An 18,288-nucleotide genomic window follows, 5' to 3' on the forward strand; every position below is an offset into this window, starting at 1 on the left:
CTGCTCTCCGAATTGCAAGAATCCGCTGACGGAGGCCCTCTTGATGCAAGAATCCGCAGCATCCCCCGCCCACCGGGGTGCAACCCCGCCGAGCGCGACACTCGACGAACTCGATCTCGCGTTGATCAACGCGCTCCAGCTGGCACCGCGCGCCCCCTGGTCCCAGCTCGCGGGGCCGCTGGGCGTCGACCCGGCCACCCTTTCGCGGCGCTGGGCCCGGCTGCGGGAATCCGGAGTCGCCTGGGTCACCTGCTACGCCGGACCCTCGCAGGTCGGCTACGGGGCGATGGCCTTCGTCGAGGTCAGCTGCCTGCCGCAGGCAAGGGCAGCACTCGCCGACCGGATCGCGGCCCAACCTCACGCGACCAGCGTCGAGCTCGTGGCGGGCTCATGCGATCTGCTGCTCACCGTTGCCGCGCCCTCCCTGGGAACCCTCAGCAACTATGTGCTGGCACTCGGCCGGATCCCCGAGGTGACCGCCACCCGCACCCACCTGGTGCAGCGGCTTCACCGCGAGGGCAGTGAGTGGCGCCTGGACTCACTCTCCCGGGGCCAGCGGCGCAGCCTCGAAGACGACAGCGGGGCGCGCCCCGGCACCGGCACCCTCTCCGCCGAGGAGCGGCGCCTGGTTCTCGCCCTCGCGGAGGACGGACGCCGCTCCGTCGCCGCACTGGCCGGGATCCTGGACCGCCCCGAATCCACGGTCCGCCGGCTGCTCTCGGGCGCCATCGGCAAGGGCAGGGCGGTGCTGCGCTGCGAGGCGGCGCATCTGTACGCGGGCTGGCGCACCACAGCCACCCTCTGGATGAGTGTTCCGCCCATGGAACTGGCTGCGGCTGCCGACGAGTTGGCCGCTCTGCGGAACACACGCCTGTCGGCGGCCGTCACTTCCGAGGCCAATCTGGCGGCCGTCGTGTGGGCGCATGGCATGGAGGACTTCGCCCGATTCGAGGCCCGGATCGCGACGCGGTTCCCGGCCCTGCGGGTCGTGAACCGGGCCGTCACCCTGCGCTGGGTGAAGCGGATGGGGCGCCTGCTGGAGGAGGACGGGCGCAGCGCGGGGTGTGTGCCGATGGAGGTCTGGGCGCCGGTGTGAGGGCGACGGCGGCGAAGCTGCGTATTCCCGCATCTGCGCACCGCGTCCGGAGGATCCGTGCAATACGAGCTCGCCGGTGTCCGCGCCTTTGATGCTGACGGCGCCACGCACCTCGCCGAGGAGTACGTGCACTCCACGCCAGACCGGAAGGACGCCCTCCCATGACCTCCAGCCCTCTCGGCACCGACCTGCCCTACCTCAGCGCCACGGACGCGCAGTCACTCTTCGCCAGCGGTGAGCTGTCCCCCGTCGAGCTGATGCGGGCCGTCATCGAGCGTACGGAGGAGGTCGAGCCGGTCATCAACGCCTTCACCGAGCGTCTCTTCGACGAGGCCCTCGCCCAGGCCCGGCACGCCGAGGACCGCTACCTCGGCAAGGGCGGCCTGGCCCCCCGCCCGCTGGAGGGCATCCCGGTCGCCGCGAAGGAGAAGCACGCCATCGCCGGCCGCTCACTCACCGAGGGCTCGCTCGTCCACCGGGACAACATCGCCACCGAGAACCATCCTGTCATCGACCGGGTCCTGGCCGCGGGCGGCATCGTGCACGCACGCACCGCCACCCCCGAGTTCTCCATCGCGACCTACACCCACAGCCGGCTGTGGGGCGTCACCCGCAACCCGTGGAACCCCGGCTTCACGCCGGGCGGCTCCTCCGGTGGCTCGGGCGCCGCACTCGCCGCCGGCACGGCGCTGCTCGCCACCGCCTCCGACATCGGCGGCTCGACCCGCGTGCCCGCCGCGTTCACGGGAACCGTCGGATTCAAGGCCCCTTACGGCCGCAACCCCGGCCTCGGCCCGCTGACCGCCGACCACTACCGCGGCGATGGCCCCATGGCCCGCACGGTCGACGACTGCGTCACCCTCCAGAACGTCCTGGCCGGCCCCGATCCGCGTGACCACGTCTCCCTGCGCCCGAAGCTGACCCTCCCCACGCGGTACCAGAATGCCGAGGGCTTGCGCCTCGCCCTCTGCGTCCGGCTCGGCGCCTACGACGTCCACCCCGAAGTCGAGGCCAACCTCCGCGCCACCGCCCAGGCCCTCGCCGACGCCGGGGCGCACGTCGAGGAGATCGAACTTCCCTGGACCCGTGAGGACCTGCTGACCGCGATCGCCGGGCACTTCTCCACGATCTTCGGCGCGGTCGTCACCGAGGTCGCCGACCGGCACCGCGGTCAACTCTCCTCGTACGCCGTGACATTCGCCGAAACGATGGCCCACGCCCGGACCCGTGTCACGTACCTGGACAGCCTGCGCGCCGAACAGCGCCTCCAGCGTCAGCTCTCCGAGGCCATGGCGCCGTTCGACTCCCTGCTCTGCCCGACGACGGCCGTACCGGGCTGGCACGCGGGCGACGACCTGGCCGACGAACGGCTCACCGTGAACGGCGAGGAACGGGGTGCCGCCCTCTGGTCCGCCATGACCGTCCCCTTCAACGTCAACAACCGCTGCCCGGTCCTCAACGTCCCGAGCGGTATGTCGAGTTGGGGAGTCCCCACAGGCGTCCAGATCGTGGGCCACACCTACGACGACCCAACCGTCTTCCGCGTAGGAATGGCCCTCGAACAGGCCCGCCCCTGGGCATTCACACCGGAACACCGCCCGATGCTGTAGCCGCGGCGGACCGCACTCTCGGCCACGTTCTGCTGACGTTTCATTTGGCGGTCGTGGGGGCGCCTCCCGAGGGGGTGAGCCGGCTCGTGCAGGCGCTGCCGGCAACGGAGACCGTGAAGGGTCGGCGCCGAGCTGAACCAATCCGGCATCGTCGGCCGGCGAGGCGCCGGCAGCAGACGAAGAACCTACTGGGCACTACGTACGTGTGGCTGAGTAAGACCGCTTGGCACCACGGAAATTCCCCGGCAACCTGCCACACCCGCGCAGCCAGAAGACCGTTTGAGCAGCGGCGCAAAGCGCCTGACGGCCCATAAGAACGAGCGTCGAATGAGCGCCAAGATGCCTCGGAGAGCGTCATTTCAGCGTCAGGACATCGCCCGCAACGCCCGCACCGCACACCACCCGAACCCGCGGTCAGGAGCCCTTGGCGGCGGGCCCCAGGATCGCCACGCACTCCACGTGATGCGTCATCGGAAAGGCGTCACGATGTGCCATCGAGAGAGAACGTGCAGGTCATCCCAGGTTTCGCAGTCCCGCCAGCGGGCTGTCGGACGTCCGGAGCGTCAAATGAGCGTCACAGCCGCAGAGCGGTCAGGCTGTACTCCGGACTGCCGGGAGGCAGTACACCAGTGCCGCGCTCGGCGGGGCCCAAGGCTAACTACGGCTCCCAAACGTGGGACAGGCACAGGTCGAGCGCAGCGTGCCGCCTTATCTTGATGGTCTGGTCGTAGGGAAGAGACAGTCGCTGCCCGAGCCGGGGCCGAAGCTGGCCGAGGGGCGGCCGCGAGTGCCGGACCGGCAGGCGGTTGTGCGGGATCCTGTTCGTGCTGCACACCTGCATCCAGTGGGAGTACCTGCCCCAGGAGCTGGGCTTCGGCTCGGGCATGCACCTGCTGGCGGCGCGTGGACGAGGCCGGGTTTGGGAGCAGTTGCATGTGCTGCTGTTGAAGAAGCTGCGGTCGGCGAAGCAGCTGGACCGGTCCAAGGGCGGATGGACTCCGCCCACGTGCGGGCGGCCCACAGGGGCCCAAAAGCGGTCCCAGGCCGGTCGACCGCGCACGGCCGGGCAGCAAGCACCACGTCCTCGTCAAAGGGCGGAGGCAATGCGGGCGAACTATCCGTGACGAGGCAGCCCCGCCGACGTGCGGCGGCAAGCAGAGACCGACGTGTTTGCTGCGGCAAGACCATGGTCAAGAAGTCCGAGCAGGCGCCCGGCGCGGGCCTGGTGGCCCTACGCTGAGCGGAGCCGTCCCGGTGGCGTGCCCCCGTGCCACCGGGACGGCTTTCGTGCAGTTCACGGAACACCATGACCACGAGCGGAACCGTGTCGCCATGGTGTTCCGTTGGCTGAGGTTACTTTGCAGAGTGATTGAGCTGCTTGCCGAAGAACTCAAGCAGCTTGGGCACCGCCTTGTTCACGTCCTTGTCGTACATGCTCATGTGAGTACCACCCGGGACGATGAAGAGTTCCTTTTCTGTCTTCGCCTCCTTGTACGCCCGATCGCTGTGCCACTTTGAGCCGGCCTCGCTACCAGCGATCAAGAGAAGCGGCTGAGTCAGCAAGGTATCGATCCCGTCGAAGGCGTCGAACGCGTAGATCTTGTCCATGCTGCTCTTCAGGAAACGGTTCGGCGAGTTTTCATGCTGCCACCTGTCCGCTTGCCTGTAGTACTCGCTGGCTTCCACCATATCGGGCTCGGTGACACCCTCAACCGAGTCGGGTACGTATGGAAGCATCGTGGGCTGAGCGCCGTTGGCCACCGCTGTGCGCTCCTGAGCGAGATCCTCAAGAGCGGCGCGCTGTTCCTCGGCAGTTCCCGTTCCCCTCCAGCCCTGACGGACACCGTCACCGTAATTGAACGTGGCCACGCCGGCGACAGCCTTGATGCGGTGGTCAGTCATCGTGGCGTTGATTGCGTATCCGCCGCCGGCGCAAATGCCGAGAGCTGCAATCTGCTCACGATCAACGGTGGGAAGCGTGGTGAGGTAGTCGACCGCGCTGCGTATGTCTTCTACCCGGTTCGCGGGGTCTTCGAGCAGACGTGGCTGCCCCTCGCTCTGCCCCTGATGGGACGCATCATAGGCCAGCGCGATGTAGCCCTGCTGCGCCATTCGGTAAGCGTAAAGACTTGCGGTCTGTTCCTTGATCCCGCCGGCGGGATGCACGACGACGATCGCCGGGTACTTCTTGCCCGGCTTCATCTTGGCCGGTGCGAACTGCACGCCAGCCATATCGAGTTCCCCGTTCTTGAACGTGACCTCCTTGCGCGTGATGGTGCGGTCTTCGCGGACCGCCCTTTCGAAGTCCGCCAAGCTGGTGATCGTAGCCTGGTTTGTGGTAGCGCCTGCATTGGCGTTTGCGGTAGCGCCCACGTTGGCAACCGTAACGCCCGAATTGGAACCCTCGCTGCTGGCGAATGCCAAGGGGGTTGCAAGGCTCGTCAGGGCGACACCAAGGGCCAAAACCCTCGTGGCCGTCAATATCCGCGTGCTGTGCGTCAGCCTGTTTGCCATCGTGTGACTCCTGAATCGCTGGGTTTAGTGGTCTTGGCCACTTCCAAGAAAACCGCTGGCAGGCAATGCGTGATTATCCTGCAGCGGTGGGATTGCTTTCCCAGGCCGGGGCTATGCTTTTCCCCCGCAAGCCATCCCGACATCCTGCTCGCCTTCTACTCAAGCAGCCGCAGACCCGGTATGGGCCGCTGGAAGGGGCCCCCTCCGTCCGGGGGTCTGTCAGTACCCCTTAGGTGTGGCACGAGGAGGGGCTGGCCTGGACGGCGCTGTCGGTGGACTACTAGCGCATGCCGTCCGCTCTCGCCGACAGGCCGGCGAACTGCCAGGAGACGGCAGCCCTGTTCGGCATGGACGTGGTGCCGGCCCGACGTTGACGGGGCGCTTCCCGAGGCCGACTGCCGACGGTCGCCTCCCGGGACGCCGCATCCCTCACGTCCGCTTCGGCGCGCCCGCATGCGCGTGCCGTCGTCGCAGATCAGGAGTTGTGACGCCATGTCGTCGTCCGTTGCTTTGCTCGTGACCGGTGCCAGTACCGGTCTGCTCGCCGGTTGTGCCTCGTGCGCTGCCGTCCAGGGGGCTGGCCGGGCCGCACCCGCCGCCGCACCGGCCCCTCGAAGACACCCACGGCGAACCCGCTCGCCCCTGTCGGGGCCTTCCTCGCGGAATCGGGAGTAGATGGCGTCGAACTCGCGGATTCGCTGGAGGACGGTCCTACGCGCGTGTCCGCTCAAAGGTTCGCCGGTCTCGATCTCCCAACGGGTACCGATGGCATCGAAGGCGAAGGTGAACCGGGTGCCGCCGCGCTCGGGCTGGGTGCGGTTCATCACGGCACCGTCAGAACGATCTGCCGCTGACGGCAGTGGCGATCGCCCACCATGGTGATGGGGACGATGTGGAATGCAATGGCTGCATCGGTCACTTAGTTTTCTGCCGGATTCGCCGCAACGATCTCGTCGGCAATGCCCCTGACGTGTATGGGCGGCAGGGGCGCCGGCGTGTCTGCCGGGGGCGGTACCGATCCCGCGGTGTGCGGTCGGTCAGCGCTCGATGGCGGCCATGTTCGCCTCGTCATGGCGGTCGCCGGCGGGTGGAGTGAGGTTGTTCAGTCGTTCGAGCTGCTCGGCGTTGAGCTCGATGCGGTCGGCGGTGGTGTTCTCCTCGACGCGGGCGGCGCGCTTGGTGCCGGGGATCGGGGCGATGTCGTCGCCCTGCGCGAGGAGCCAGGCCAGAGCGATCTGTGCCGGTGTGGCGTCGGCCTCGGCGGCGATGGCCTGGACTTCGTCGACGATGCGCAGGTTGAGCTGGAGGTTCTCGCCGGTGAAGCGTGGGTTGGTCTTGCGCCAGTCGTCGTCGGCGATGTCGTCGGTGGAGCGGAAGGTGCCGGTGAGGAAGCCGTGGCCGAGTGGCGAGTAGGGCACCAGGCCGATGCCGAGTTCGCGCAACAGTGGCAGCAGTTCGGCCTCGACGTCGCGCGTCCACAGGGAGTACTCGGTCTGCAGCGCGGCGACCGGGTGGATGGCGTTCGCGCGGCGGATCGTCTGGGTGCCGGCCTCGGACAGGCCGATGTGGCGCACCTTGCCCTCGGCGACCAGCTCGGCCAGAGCGCCGACGGTCTCCTCGATCGGGGTGTTGGGATCGACCCGGTGCTGGTAGAAGAGGTCGATGTAGTCCGTGCCGAGCCGCTTCAGGGAGCCTTCGACGGCGGTACGGATGTTCGCCGGGCTGCTGTCGAGGACGTAGGGTCCGCCGCCGGAGTGCGCGTACATGCCGAACTTCGTCGCCAGCACGACCTGGTCGCGGCGGCCCCGGAGGGCTTTGCCGACCAGTTCTTCATTGACGAAGGGGCCGTAGATCTCAGCGGTGTCGAGATGGGTGACGCCCAGGTCCAGTGCCCGGTGGATGGCGCGGATCGACTCGGTGTCATCGCTGCCAGCGCCGGCGTAGAAGGCGGACATGCCCATGGTGCCCAGGCCGATCCGGGAGACGTTCAGCTCACCCAGTGAGACGTGCTTCATCAGAGGACTCCGTTCTGTGCTTCCGTTTCAACGGGCGATCTCATGCCCGGTGTCGGGGCAGCGGCTCGCAGCCATCGCCTGCTGGGGGCCGCCTGTGACTGCCGTGATCAGAGCACTGGCTCAAGCCCCTCATCCAGGCAACCACCCACCGACCTCTGACGGGCCCGCATATGGGGTACGGCTCTTCCGGGGGTCCGCCAGTACCCCCCTCTCGGGGAGCAGGCCGGACAGGGCCGCCGCAAGCGGCGCCGGCCGCCCGCCGGGCCGGTTGCGTCCTGGATGTGGATGTGTTCAGTGCCTCAGCAGGTCCGCGGCGGCAAGGCTGAGGAGGCCGTCGTGCCACACAACCCCCGCGCAGATCGCGGACGACGAGCGAGGCGCCGGTGCCCAGGCCGCGCTGCCCGACGCCGATGACCGTCGCGCCCGCCGCCGCGCCGGCCTGCGCGCCCGCTGTGCTGTCCTCGAAGACGACGGTGCGGGCGGGGTCGACGCCCAGGTTCGCCGCGGCGGTCCGGTATCCGTCCGGAGCCGGTTTGCCTTGGCTGACGTCGTCGGCGGTGATGAGCACGGGCGGTGCCGGCAGTCCCGCTGCTGCGAGCCGTGCCCGAGCCAGGACCGTGACCCCGGAGGTCACGACCGCCCACCGGTCGCGTGACAGGCTCTCCAGCAGGGTGCCGGCGCCGCCCAGCGCGGTGGTGGTGGCCGCGGCCTCGACTTCGAGGCGGTCGATCTCGGCCAGGGCCGCCGGCCCTTCGTCGGGGTCGGTGACCGGCAGGGCGACGGTGTCGGCGGGCGGCGGCCGTGCACCATCGCGGTGACCCGCCCCGGGGCCAGGCCGCGTTCGCGGGCCCATCGGCTCCATGCCAGGTTGACGCCGTGATCGGAGTCGACGAGGACGCCGTCGTTGTCGAAGAGCAGGCCCTCGCATGGGATGTCGAGAGCGAGGCTGAGCGGTCATGTCGGGTCTCTCAGGTGGCGGGACGGTTGCGGTAGCGGCCGACGAGTTCACGGGCGGCCATCTGCATACGGGCCGGTGGGAGGCCCTGGGCGATGAGGGTCAGGTCATCGCCCGGCGGCAGCCAGGGGTCGTAAACCCGGAGCGTGGGCCGGAACGGTGCGAGGAGCCGGCGCAGGCTCCGGCCGAGGTTGCCGAAGCCGACCAGGCCGATGTCCGCGCCGTGCAGCAGTACGGCGTCGGCGTTGCCGTCGGAGACATACGGTTCCCGTCCGGCGCGGAAGGCGCGGTCCTCGCGGCTGATGCCCCGTGCCAGGTCGAGTGCGAGGCCGAGGGAGTACTCGGCTACGGCCTGGGCATAGGCGGGCCCGCAGCCCAGCACATGGATGCCGCGCTCGAAGCAGCCGGCGTAGTCGACGTTGGGGAAGAAGTTGCCCTCGACGTTCAGCAGGGCCCGCAACCGCGGGGCGCGCGAGAGGCGTTCGGCGGGCAGGTCGGGCTGCCCGATGATCGCGAAAGTCTCGGGAAGGGCGGCGTCGAGAGCCTGCTCGGAGGGGTCGTTCTCCAGATCGACGACGTGGAACCGGTCGTGGAGGCGGGCAAGGGCATCGGGAGTGAAGACGTGGTCTGCCCTCTGCGGCGCGGGCCGCAGGATGACGGTGCGCTTGGCCGTCTCCGAGCCGGCGTCGTTCATCGTGACTTTCTCCCGTTGAGGTGGGGGTCAGGGTGGTCGGTGGATGCGGCCGGTGCGGCCCGCCCGCAGCAGCGCACGTGCCTGCGCCGCAACGACCTGGTCCTCGCGCTCACCGCCCAGGGTTCCGTCGTACGGGCCCTCGCCAGGCAGGTGGAGAGTGCCGCCGAGGAGCCCTCTCGGACCGCCCACGACCTGGGCCACCGTGGCGGACCGACCCGCCACCACCTCGGCCAGGGCCGCGGTGCGATGGGGCTGCACCGCGGGATCCACCCGCTGTGTCAAGACCACGATCTCGCCACCGCAGGTCAGGCCCCAGCAAAGGCGTCGGAGTCCGAGCAGCCGAAACGCGTCAGTACCGGAGCACTGCCGGATTCGAGCGTCTCCTGGCACAGTTCGTAGACCGCTCCTCCACGCAGCCGCCGGAGACGCTGCCGATCACGTCGCCATCGGCGCTCACGGCGAGCGCGGTGCCGGGGGGCAGGGGTGCGCTGCCGCTGACGTCGACGACGGTGGCGAGGGCGAAGGGACGGGCTTCCCGGCACCAGGCGTACAGCGTTTCCGCGATGTTCAGCATGGACGGGTCTTCCTGAGAGGACGTGGTGAACGAGCCGCCGCCGCACCGCCGGGGGAACGGAGTTCGCGGCGGCGGCCCAGGTGTGCCCTGCGTGGCGGGGCGGCCCGCAGGGCAGTCGTGGCGAGCCCGAGTGTTCAGAGCAGGACTTCGGCCGTGATGGGCAGTTCGCGGATGCGGCGTCCGGTGGCGTGGAAGACCGCGTTGGCGAGGGCGGCGGCCACACCGAGCTGGACGACTTCGCCGATACCCTTGACGCCGAGGGGGTCGGCCTCGTAGTCCTCCCCGTCGAGGTAGATGGCCTTGAGGTCGGCGATGTCGGCGTTGACGGGGACGAGGTAGCCCGCGAGGTCGGCGTTCACGATCCGGCCGTCGCGGTGGTCCATGACCGTGTGCTCCAGAAGGGCCTGCCCGATGCCGCCGACCATGCCGCCGAGGGCCTGGCTGTCGGCGAGCTTGGGGCTGATGATGCGGCCCACGTCGTACACGCCGAGCATGCGCCGCACCCGGACCAGCCCGAGGCGGGCGTCGACGCCGACCTCGACGAAAACCGCGCCGTAGGAGTGCGCCGAGGACCGGTGGGACTCTTCGGGAGTGTAGGAGCCGAGCAGGTCGAGGTGGGTGCGGTGGTTGCGGGCCAGCAGCCGCTGGTAGGTCTCGCCGCGCGCGGGGTTGTCCTTCACCTGCAGCCGGCCGCCGCGTACGACAATGGTGTCGGCGTCGGCGCCGTACAGCGGCGAGTCCTCGTCCTCGACGGCGAGTTCGATCGCCTGCTTGCGCAGCTTGTCGCAGCCGTCCTGGACGGCGGAGCCGACCATGGCCATGGTCATGGAGCCGCCGTGCGGCGGGGTCAGCGGCATGCGGGAGTCGCCGAGCCGGAAGGTCACGTTGCGCATGGTCAGGCCGAGGGCGTCGGCGGTGAGCTGGCTCATGGAGGTGTAGGTGCCGGGGCCCATGTCGCTGGTCGCGGCCTCGACCAGGGCCGTGCCGTCGGCGTTAAGCCGGACCGACGCCTGGGCCGCCCAGTAAATGTGGTGGTAGACACCGGCGGCCATGCCGGTGCCGATCAGCCAGTCTCCGTCGCGGGTCGAGCGGGGCTTGGGGTTGCGGCGGTCCCAGCCGAACTCGCGGGCGCCGGTGGTGTAGCACTCGCGCAGCCGCCGGGTGGAGAACGGCAGTCCGTTCGACTCGTCCTCGGCCGGCTCGTTGCGCCGTCGCAGCTCGATCGGGTCGATGCCGAGTTCGTGGGCGAGTTCGTCCATCGCCGACTCGACGGCGAAGGAGCCGGTGGCGTAGCCGGGCCCGCGCATCCAGCACGGCGTGTTCACGTCGAGCGACAACTGCTTGCGCGACAGCACGAGCTTGACCGGGCGTCCCGTCTGACGGGCGGCGACGGCCGCGATGGTGACGTGCGGCCAGGAGCGGATCGCGCCGCCGAACCCGCCGCCGACGAACGGCGAGATGACCCGGATCGACCCCTGCGGGATGCCGAATACGGCGGCCAGCTCGGCCTGCGTGCCGGGCACCCACTGGGTCTTGTCCCACAGGGTCAGCCGGTTGCCCTCCCGGCGGGCGATGGTGGCGTGCGGCTCCATCGGGTTGTGGTGGTTGCGGCCCATCCGGTACGTCACGTCCAGCCGTACGGCCGCGGAGCCGAGCGCCTTGTCCGCGTCGCCGCGCGCGTAGGTGATGGGCTTCCAGGCCGGGCGGTCGGCCGGGTCGGCCAGCACGGTGCCGACACCTACGGCGGCCACCTTCGCCTCCTGGATCCGCCCGCCGCGTACGTGCAGGGCGACGGCGGCCGAGGTGAGGGCGAACTCGTACGACTGCCGGTCGCGGACCTTCAGATAGCCGGACTTGAGGGGGTGGGAGTGGGCCGGGGTCTCCACTGCTGTGACCAACTCTCCCTGCTTCAGGGCCTGTTCGAGGTTGCGGGTGCTGCCCGGCCGCAGCAGGAAGTCGGCGAAGGGGACGGTGCGTTCTCCGTCCGGGCCGAGCAGGTGGACGGTCGCGTCCGGCGCGGCGAATGCGACGGCCACGTCGGAGGGGTGGGTGGCCACGCAGTCCTCGGAGGTGCCGAGGATCGCGTGGGTGCGGTTGAAGCCTTCCAGCGCCGCGCAGCCTGAGCCGTTTGTTGCAGGCGGCGGTCACGTCGCGGAAGTAGGTGCAGCGGGTGCGCTGCATGATGTTGCCGCCGATGGTGGCCATGTTGCGCAGCTGGGCGGAAGCGCTCAGCTCCAGCGCCTGTGAGATCACGGGGTAGAGGTTGCGCACCTTGGGGCGGGCGGCGGCCTCGGCCATCCGCATCAGGGCGCCGATGCGCAGTCCGCCGCGCTCGGTCACCGTGACGTCCCGAAGGGGCAGGGCGGTGATGTCGACCAGTGTTCTGGGGCGTTCGACGGTCTCGCGCATCAGGTCGACCAGGGTGGTGCCGCCGGCGATGTAGCGCCCGCCGCGCCGGCCCGCGTCCAGGGCCTCGCGGGTGTCGGGGACTTTGGTGAAGGCGAAGGGGTGCATGGTGGCCTGCCCTACTTCCGGTGTGCGGTCTGCTGGACCGCGCGCACGATCTTGACGTAGCAGCCGCAGCGGCAGATGTTGCCGCTCATCGACTCCCGGATCTCCTCCGGCGAGCCGGTGTGACCCTCCTGGACGCAGCCGATGCCGGACATGATTTGGCCGGGGGTGCAGTAGCCGCACTGGAAGGCGTCCTGGTCGATGAAAGCCTGCTGCAGCGGGTGCAGTTCGTCACCGTCGGCCAGGCCCTCGATGGTGGTGACATCGGCGCCCTCCAGCCGGACCGCCAGCGTCAGGCAGGAGTTGACCCGGCGGCCGTCCACCAGGACCGTGCAGGCCCCGCAGGCACCGGCGTTGCAGCCCTTCTTGCTGCCGGTCAGATCCAGATGCTCGCGCAGCAGATCCAGCAGCGAAGTCCGGTTGTCGACTGTGACGGTGTGCCGCTCACGGTTGACGGTCAGGGACACCCGGCTGCTGGGCAGCGCGTCAGCGGCGGCCGCCTCCTCGGCGCCGAGCTCGAACGGTCCAGGGACCAGACCACCCACCACCACAGCACCCCCGACAGCGGCGGTCGTGGCGACGAACGTACGACGGGACGGACCCTGGGAGAGGAGGAAGAGGCGTATCACTCAGCTCACTAGACATGCGTACGCTTTCTGCTCGGTGGAAGGTCGATCGCCTTACTCATCGGCGCGCTGCAGGAGAACCGGCGTCGCCCACGACGCCTGGTGAAGGGCCGGCCCGCCCCGTCGTTCGGCGCCGACGGATGCGGCGTCGGCCTTTGAGGCTTTGTGCCGGCTGGGCCGCCGCACCGACCAGGCGCAGACCATCGTTGCCGGTCCGGTCCGGAAGCAGCCCGACGCTCGCGTCGCGGGTGTCAGCCGGCCGGCTTGTGTGTCTGTTCGGAGGTGCGCGGGCCGGTGGTGGAGGTGCCGGTCCAGCTGGCGAGGATACTCAGGGCTTCTGCGGAGGGGGAGGCGGGTTCCGGGGTGTAGATGACCAGGGTCTGGTCGGGGTCGCCTTCGACGGCCAGGGCCACGAAGTCGAGGGTGAGGTCGCCGACGAGCGGGTGGTGGAGGCGTTTGATGCCGGAGGTGTGGGCGATGACGTTGTGGTCGGCCCACAGGCGGCGGAAGGTGGCGCTGTGCAGGGACAGTTCGCCGATCAGCTCGGTGAGCTGCGGGTCGTCGGGGTGGCGTCCGGCGTACAGGCGCAGCGCGGCCAAGCAGTCGCTGGCGACCTGATCCCAGTCGGCGTACAGCGTGCGGGCGGCCTCGTCGAGGAAGACGAAGCGGGCGAAGTTGCGCTCGCGGCGGGGCCGGGCTTCGAAGTCGGTGTAGAGGGCGTAGGCGAGCCGGTTGGCGGCCAGGACGTCCGTGCGGCGCCCCTGGACCACCGCGGGGACGCTGAGAGAGTCCAGGGTCCGGTACAGGACCGGGTGGACCCTCTGCGGGGCGAGGGGGCGCTTGCGGCGGGTCCGGGCGGTGGTGGGCTGGGTGAGGTCGAAGAGGTGGGCGCGTTCGGCCTCGTCCAGCTGCAGGGCGCGGGCGACGGCCTCCAGGACGGTTTCGGAGACGCCCTGGGTGCGGCCCCGCTCCAGGCGGACGTAGTAGTCGACGCTGACCCCGGCGAGCTGGGCGACTTCCTCGCGGCGCAGTCCCGGCACGCGGCGGGCGCCGCCATGTGGGGCGAGGCCGGCCTGTTCGGGGGTGATCCGGGCCCGGCGGGTGCGCAGGAACTCACGGATCTCGCTGCTGCGGTCCATGGATCCACCGTACGGCGGCCTCCCGCCGCCGGGGCCCTTCAAAGGGGTACTGGCAGACCCCCTGAAGGGCCGTACCCCATACGCGGGCCCGCAGGCGGTCGACGGGTGGTTGTCTGGATAGCGGGCCGACGGTACGGCTCACGGCATCCGCAAGATGATCTCGATTTGCGAAGCGTGTGCGACACAGGCACACAGGAGATCGGCGGTGCCCCCGTTTCCCCTCACACCATCCGTCTGGAGAAGAGGACCATGCCCAAGGCATCGACACTGACCGGCACCGTCGCACTCATCACCGGCGCGAGCAGCGGGATCGGCGCCGCCACCGCCCGTCGGCTCGCCGAGGACGGGGCCTCGGTGGCGCTCGTGGCCCGCCGCAAGGACCGTCTGGAAGCTCTTGCCGCCGAGATCGTCAAGGCGGGCGGCACAGCGATGGTGGTGGGAGCGGACATCACCGACCGTAACCAGGCTGAGGGGGCCGTCGAACAGGTCATCGAGCGGTTCGGCCGACTGGACACGCTGGTCAACAATGCCGGTCTGATGCTCCTGGGCCCCGTCGTCGGCGCGGACGCCGAGGAGTGGGACCGCATGATCGCCATCAACGTCAAGGGCCTGCTCTACACCACCCGCGCCGCCCTGCCGCACCTGCTGAAGGCCGCAGAACAGGACCCGCGCCAGGTCGCCGACATCGTCAACATCGGCTCGTACGCCGGCCGCGTGGCGAGCAAGGGCTTCGGCGTCTACAACGCCACCAAGTTCGGCGTGCACGCCTTCACCGAGTCCCTGCGCCAGGAAGTCACCCAGCGCCGCGTGCGCGTCGGTGTCCTCGAGCCAGGCGCCGTGGAGAGCGAACTGGGCACGCACAACAAGCCCGAAGTCCGCGGCGAACTGATCGACCCCTACTTCGAGGGGACCGAGGTCCTCGCCCCCGAGGACATCGCCGACGGCGTCGCCTACATGGTCACCCGCCCCCGCCACGCCGCCGTCGGCGAGCTGTGGATCATGCCCACCGAACAGGCTTGAGCACCTCCACCGCCTAGCCGCCACAGCCGGCCTCCCTGGCCAACGCAACCCGTCAACCACCCCCCATACCCACCGGGCACCGCATGCGGCACCCGAGAAGGAATCCCTCATGAGCAAGGTCATTGTCGTCACCGGTGCCGGACGGGGTCTCGGCACGGACATCGTCCGCGAGGCCCTCGCGGCCGGGCATCAGGTCGTCGCCACCGGCCGCCGCCCCGAGGAGGTCGAGAAGACCCTGGGCGGGCCGCAGGACAACCTGCTGGTCACCAAGCTGGACGTCACCAGCCTGGACGACGCGCACGCGGCCGCGCAGGCTGCGGTCGACCGGTTCGGCCGCATCGATGTCCTGATCAACAACGCCGGGAACTTCTTCGCCGGGTACTTCGAGGAGATCTCGCCGGAGCACATGCGCCGGCAGATCGAGACCAACCTCTTCGGCCCGATGAACGTCACCCGCGCCGTCCTGCCCGTCATGCGCGCTCAGCGCGACGGCCACGTCATCACCATCTCCTCGCTCGCCGGCCTGGTCGGCACGGAGTTCACCTCCGCCTACGCCGCCTCCAAGTTCGCCGTCGAGGGCTGGATGGAAGCCCTGCACCACGACATCAAGCCGTACGGCATCCGCACCACGATCGTGGAACCCGGCTACTTCCGCACCGAGCTGCTCGTGGACGCCTCCACCACCTGGCCCGAGCCGACCATCGACGACTACGCCGAGCGCACCACCGCGACGGTCGAAGCCTGGAAGAGCATCAACGGGCAGCAGCCCGGCGACCCCGCCAAGCTCGCCCACGCCCTGCTGACCCTCGCCGGCCAGGACCAGCCGCCGCTGCGCTTCGTCGCCGGCGCCGACGCCATCGAGGGCGTCACGGCCAAGGCCCAGGAGCTTCTCGCGCAGGTCGAAGCCTCTCGTGAGCTGGGCGGCAACCTCGGCCACGACGACGCTGCCTGAGCGGCAGCCCGACCAGCGTGTGACCTCTTCCCCGAGCAGTGATCAAGGACAGGTGCCATGGAACACGTCACCGAGACTCCCACCATGCAGGCCCCGGCCGAGCGGTTCACCGGCGACGTCTACCTCAACATGATCGAGCCGCCTTCTGAACCGTCCCGCCTGGTCGCCGCCCTGGTGCGCTTCACCCCGGGCGCCCGCACCAACTGGCACTCCCACGTCCTGGGCCAGGTCCTGTACATCACCGACGCGTCGGCCTGGTCGGCACCCGCGGCGGCGATGTCGTACGCGTCAGCGCCGGCGAGACCGTCAAGTGCCCCGTCGGCTAGGAACACTGGCACGGCGCCACCGACACCAACCTCATGGCGCACATCGCCCTCGTGGTCGGTGACGGCAACGGCGACGGCACCACCTGGCTGGAGCCCGTCACCGACCAGCAACGCGGAAGCCCTTGCCGGCCGCCGCTGACCAGCCGGCCTGCCCGTCCCTCTCTCGCAGCTCGGCGCGCCGGGAGGGGGAGGGCAGTCCCGTCTAGACCACCGCAGTCGTGACCGCAGCCCTGGCCGAAGCCTTCGGCCAGGAACGAGTGATCACGCTCCCCCAGCCTCTGAACGCCGGCAAGACTTCGGGACCTTCGAACCGTGCTCGGGGCCCCCTCCGTCTTCTGGCACCTCGGTGGCACGAACCCGGCCCTCCACGAACTACTCGACGACACACCCGGCGCCACCCCGTCCCACAGCGCGCCCGTCAACCACTCCCCCCACTTCGCTCTTCTGCCCGAGCCGACCAACGTGGCCGGTACCACGGCACTGCTCGCCGCAGCAGCACACTGGCTCCGGCGGCGGGGTGCTGAAGGGATCGCCGAAACACGGACGGCAGGCTGGAAACGCCCCCGCGAGTGCGCCCCGGCCTGGACCGTCGTCACACAGTGTCACGCCTGCTCATGTGGGTGACCCGGGCCACCGCCCCATCGAAGCGTTAGGGCAGATCCCACACAGCAGGGCTCGCCCACAATCACGCACAGACCCCGACGCAGCTAACGGCTGTTCAGAACGTGCGTCATTCGTGCGTCAAGAACACGCCGAAGCACGGCGACTCGGCGCGCAACCCGCCGCCGAAGCACCGGAAACCGCAGCTCAGGCAGTGTGCTCCACGTCCACCTGTTGCACCCACCGGAAACAGGTGGAATCGACGGCCATTTCAGAGAAACCGCAGGTCAGGCGCCCTCTCGGACCGGCTCCAGGATCGCCACGCACTCCACGTGATGCGTCATCGGAAACAGGTCGAACGCCCGCAGCGTGCGCGGCTTGTAGCCGCCCTCGCGGAAGTACGCCAGGTCCCGCGCCAGCGCCGCCGGGTCGCAGGCCACGTACGCGATGCGGCGGGCGCCCAGGGACGCGAGGTGCCTGACCGTCTGCTTGCCGGCGCCCGCGCGCGGCGGGTCGAGGACGATCAGGTCCACCTCGGTGATCCGGGTACGCGGCAGGACCTGCTCCACCTTGCCCTGTTCGATGCGGACGCGGTCGAAGTCCTGGAGGTTGTGGCGGGCGTCCTCCACAGCGCGCTTGCCGGACTCGATGCCGAGCACCGCGCCCTTCTCGCCCACCCGGTCCGCGAGGGCCCCGGCGAACAGGCCCACGCCGCAGTAGAGGTCGAGCGCCATGTCGCCCTTGCGGGGCAGCAGGCCCTGCATCACGGCCTTCACCAGCACGTCCGCTGCCTGCGGGTGCACCTGCCAGAAGCCGCCCATGCCGACGCGGTACGTGCGCTCGTCCGCGCGCTCGCGGACGAAGGCGCGGCCGTGGACGCGGTGCACTCCCCCGTCCTTCTCGTCCACGCGCAGCACGGAGACCGGCTTGTCCAGTTCGACCAGGGGCAGCCGGCCGCCGGGGCGCGGGGTGAGGACGACCTGGCGGTCGTTCGAACCGGTCGCCGCGATCGCCTCGACCGTGGCCATCTGCGGCCACTCCCGCTTCTCGACGCCCAGTTCGCTGACGCCCGGCGCCGCGATCATGCAGTGCTCGATGGGCTGGACGTCGTGCGAGCGGTGCTTGCGCAGTCCGGCCCGGCCTTCGGCGTCGATCGCGTACTGCACGCGCGTGCGCCACGCGGGCACCTCGCCGGCCGGGACCTTGTCGCCCGGCGCCGGCATCACGGTGCCGTCCCAGCCGGCCTCCTCGGGCGTCAGGCCCGCGAGGCGCTTCAGCTGTTCGGCGATGACCTCGCCCTTGAGGCGCCGCTGCGCACCCGGCTTGGCGTGCTGCCAGTCGCAGCCCCCGCACTTGCCGGGTCCGGCATAGGGGCACGGGGCCTCGACGCGGTCCTTGGACGCCTCCAGGACGCGCACCGCGTCGGCGCGCAGGAAGCGGGAGTCCTCCTCGCCCTCCGTGACCCGGGCGACGATCCTCTCGCCGGGGAGCGCGTGCCGGACGAACAGCACGCGGCCCTCGTCGGTGCGGGCGATGCAGTGGCCGCCGTGCGCCACGGGACCGACCTCGACCTCGTACTCCTCCCCGATCAGCGAAGAATCAGGTGCGTTCTGCATGACGAGGTGACTCCAGAGGTGAGACGGGGGCTGCCGGAGC

The 18,288-nt window shown here is 69.9% G+C and carries 14 protein-coding genes and 3 pseudogenes; 6 read left to right on the forward strand and 11 right to left on the reverse strand.

What is annotated here, in order from left to right:
- The first annotated feature begins 43 nt into the window (after window positions 1-43).
- From QFZ82_RS11190 to QFZ82_RS39745, 3 genes and pseudogenes are all read left to right on the forward strand, one after another.
- The gene (locus QFZ82_RS11190; protein ID WP_307713030.1) at window positions 44-1,096 is read left to right on the forward strand and encodes an Lrp/AsnC family transcriptional regulator; all 1,053 of its coding nucleotides are present in this window, start codon (window positions 44-46) and stop codon (window positions 1,094-1,096) included.
- A gap of 161 nt (window positions 1,097-1,257) precedes the next feature.
- Window positions 1,258-2,706 (forward strand): amidase, encoded by a 1,449-nt coding sequence (locus tag QFZ82_RS11195; RefSeq protein ID WP_307713031.1) that lies wholly within the window; start codon window positions 1,258-1,260, stop codon window positions 2,704-2,706.
- Between the two features lie 721 nt (window positions 2,707-3,427).
- Window positions 3,428-3,795, forward strand: a pseudogene (locus tag QFZ82_RS39745) (transposase); the annotation flags it as partial.
- A gap of 264 nt (window positions 3,796-4,059) precedes the next feature.
- Here QFZ82_RS39745 and QFZ82_RS11200 read toward each other — a convergent pair.
- From QFZ82_RS11200 to QFZ82_RS11240, 10 genes and pseudogenes are all read right to left on the reverse strand, one after another.
- On the reverse strand, window positions 4,060-5,220 hold the full coding sequence (locus tag QFZ82_RS11200; protein WP_307713032.1) for an alpha/beta hydrolase: 1,161 nt from the start codon (window positions 5,218-5,220) through the stop codon (window positions 4,060-4,062).
- Window positions 5,221-6,257: 1,037 nt separating this feature from the next.
- Window positions 6,258-7,235: an aldo/keto reductase gene (locus QFZ82_RS11205; protein WP_307713033.1), complete on the reverse strand. Its 978-nt coding sequence runs from the start codon at window positions 7,233-7,235 to the stop codon at window positions 6,258-6,260.
- A 40-nt stretch (window positions 7,236-7,275) separates the two neighbouring features.
- Complete coding sequence (locus tag QFZ82_RS39750) at window positions 7,276-8,193, reverse strand: HAD-IA family hydrolase (protein ID WP_373429270.1); 918 nt, start codon at window positions 8,191-8,193, stop codon at window positions 7,276-7,278.
- 10 nt (window positions 8,194-8,203) lie between these two features.
- Window positions 8,204-8,884 carry an NAD(P)-dependent oxidoreductase gene (locus QFZ82_RS11210; protein WP_307713034.1) on the reverse strand — a complete coding sequence of 227 codons (681 nt, stop codon included), beginning with the start codon at window positions 8,882-8,884 and terminating at the stop codon, window positions 8,204-8,206.
- Between the two features lie 27 nt (window positions 8,885-8,911).
- Window positions 8,912-9,142 carry an XdhC family protein gene (locus QFZ82_RS11215; protein WP_307713035.1) on the reverse strand — a complete coding sequence of 77 codons (231 nt, stop codon included), beginning with the start codon at window positions 9,140-9,142 and terminating at the stop codon, window positions 8,912-8,914.
- Window positions 9,143-9,233: 91 nt separating this feature from the next.
- Complete coding sequence (locus QFZ82_RS11220) at window positions 9,234-9,458, reverse strand: XdhC family protein (protein WP_307713036.1); 225 nt, start codon at window positions 9,456-9,458, stop codon at window positions 9,234-9,236.
- Window positions 9,459-9,592: 134 nt separating this feature from the next.
- On the reverse strand, window positions 9,593-11,515 hold the full coding sequence (locus tag QFZ82_RS11225) for a molybdopterin cofactor-binding domain-containing protein (protein WP_307713037.1): 1,923 nt from the start codon (window positions 11,513-11,515) through the stop codon (window positions 9,593-9,595).
- A gap of 115 nt (window positions 11,516-11,630) precedes the next feature.
- Window positions 11,631-11,972 (reverse strand): annotated as a pseudogene (locus tag QFZ82_RS11230) (xanthine dehydrogenase family protein subunit M); the annotation flags it as partial.
- 11 nt (window positions 11,973-11,983) lie between these two features.
- Window positions 11,984-12,598 carry a (2Fe-2S)-binding protein gene (locus tag QFZ82_RS11235; RefSeq protein ID WP_307713038.1) on the reverse strand — a complete coding sequence of 205 codons (615 nt, stop codon included), beginning with the start codon at window positions 12,596-12,598 and terminating at the stop codon, window positions 11,984-11,986.
- A 248-nt stretch (window positions 12,599-12,846) separates the two neighbouring features.
- Window positions 12,847-13,734 (reverse strand): helix-turn-helix transcriptional regulator, encoded by an 888-nt coding sequence (locus QFZ82_RS11240; RefSeq protein WP_307713039.1) that lies wholly within the window; start codon window positions 13,732-13,734, stop codon window positions 12,847-12,849.
- Between the two features lie 249 nt (window positions 13,735-13,983).
- Here QFZ82_RS11240 and QFZ82_RS11245 point away from each other — a divergent pair, with 249 nt between their 5' ends.
- The 3 genes and pseudogenes from QFZ82_RS11245 to QFZ82_RS11255 all read left to right on the forward strand — a co-directional run.
- The gene (locus QFZ82_RS11245; protein WP_307713040.1) at window positions 13,984-14,754 is read left to right on the forward strand and encodes an SDR family NAD(P)-dependent oxidoreductase; all 771 of its coding nucleotides are present in this window, start codon (window positions 13,984-13,986) and stop codon (window positions 14,752-14,754) included.
- 109 nt (window positions 14,755-14,863) lie between these two features.
- The gene (locus tag QFZ82_RS11250; RefSeq protein WP_307713041.1) at window positions 14,864-15,706 is read left to right on the forward strand and encodes an SDR family oxidoreductase; all 843 of its coding nucleotides are present in this window, start codon (window positions 14,864-14,866) and stop codon (window positions 15,704-15,706) included.
- A gap of 57 nt (window positions 15,707-15,763) precedes the next feature.
- Window positions 15,764-16,143, forward strand: a pseudogene (locus QFZ82_RS11255) (cupin domain-containing protein); the annotation flags it as partial.
- A gap of 776 nt (window positions 16,144-16,919) precedes the next feature.
- Here the strand turns inward: QFZ82_RS11255 and QFZ82_RS11260 are convergent.
- Entirely contained in the window at window positions 16,920-18,248 is a 1,329-nt protein-coding gene (locus QFZ82_RS11260) for a class I SAM-dependent RNA methyltransferase (RefSeq protein ID WP_307713042.1), read from the reverse strand.
- Between the last annotated feature and the right edge of the window lie 40 nt (window positions 18,249-18,288).

The sequence above is a fragment of the Streptomyces sp. V4I23 genome (genome assembly GCF_030817975.1).
GTDB lineage: Bacteria > Actinomycetota > Actinomycetes > Streptomycetales > Streptomycetaceae > Streptomyces.

Coding starts and splice junctions, on each gene's coding strand:
- QFZ82_RS39750 (WP_373429270.1), bottom strand. CDS start 8,193: ATGACCGCTCAGCCTCGCTCTCGACATCCCATGCGAGGGCCTGCTCTT.
- QFZ82_RS11210 (WP_307713034.1), bottom strand. CDS start 8,884: ATGAACGACGCCGGCTCGGAGACGGCCAAGCGCACCGTCATCCTGCGG.
- QFZ82_RS11200 (WP_307713032.1), bottom strand. CDS start 5,220: ATGGCAAACAGGCTGACGCACAGCACGCGGATATTGACGGCCACGAGG.
- QFZ82_RS11260 (WP_307713042.1), bottom strand. CDS start 18,248: ATGCAGAACGCACCTGATTCTTCGCTGATCGGGGAGGAGTACGAGGTC.
- QFZ82_RS11245 (WP_307713040.1), top strand. CDS start 13,984: ATGCCCAAGGCATCGACACTGACCGGCACCGTCGCACTCATCACCGGC.
- QFZ82_RS11195 (WP_307713031.1), top strand. CDS start 1,258: ATGACCTCCAGCCCTCTCGGCACCGACCTGCCCTACCTCAGCGCCACG.
- QFZ82_RS11250 (WP_307713041.1), top strand. CDS start 14,864: ATGAGCAAGGTCATTGTCGTCACCGGTGCCGGACGGGGTCTCGGCACG.
- QFZ82_RS11205 (WP_307713033.1), bottom strand. CDS start 7,235: ATGAAGCACGTCTCACTGGGTGAGCTGAACGTCTCCCGGATCGGCCTG.
- QFZ82_RS11220 (WP_307713036.1), bottom strand. CDS start 9,458: ATGCTGAACATCGCGGAAACGCTGTACGCCTGGTGCCGGGAAGCCCGT.
- QFZ82_RS11190 (WP_307713030.1), top strand. CDS start 44: ATGCAAGAATCCGCAGCATCCCCCGCCCACCGGGGTGCAACCCCGCCG.
- QFZ82_RS11240 (WP_307713039.1), bottom strand. CDS start 13,734: ATGGACCGCAGCAGCGAGATCCGTGAGTTCCTGCGCACCCGCCGGGCC.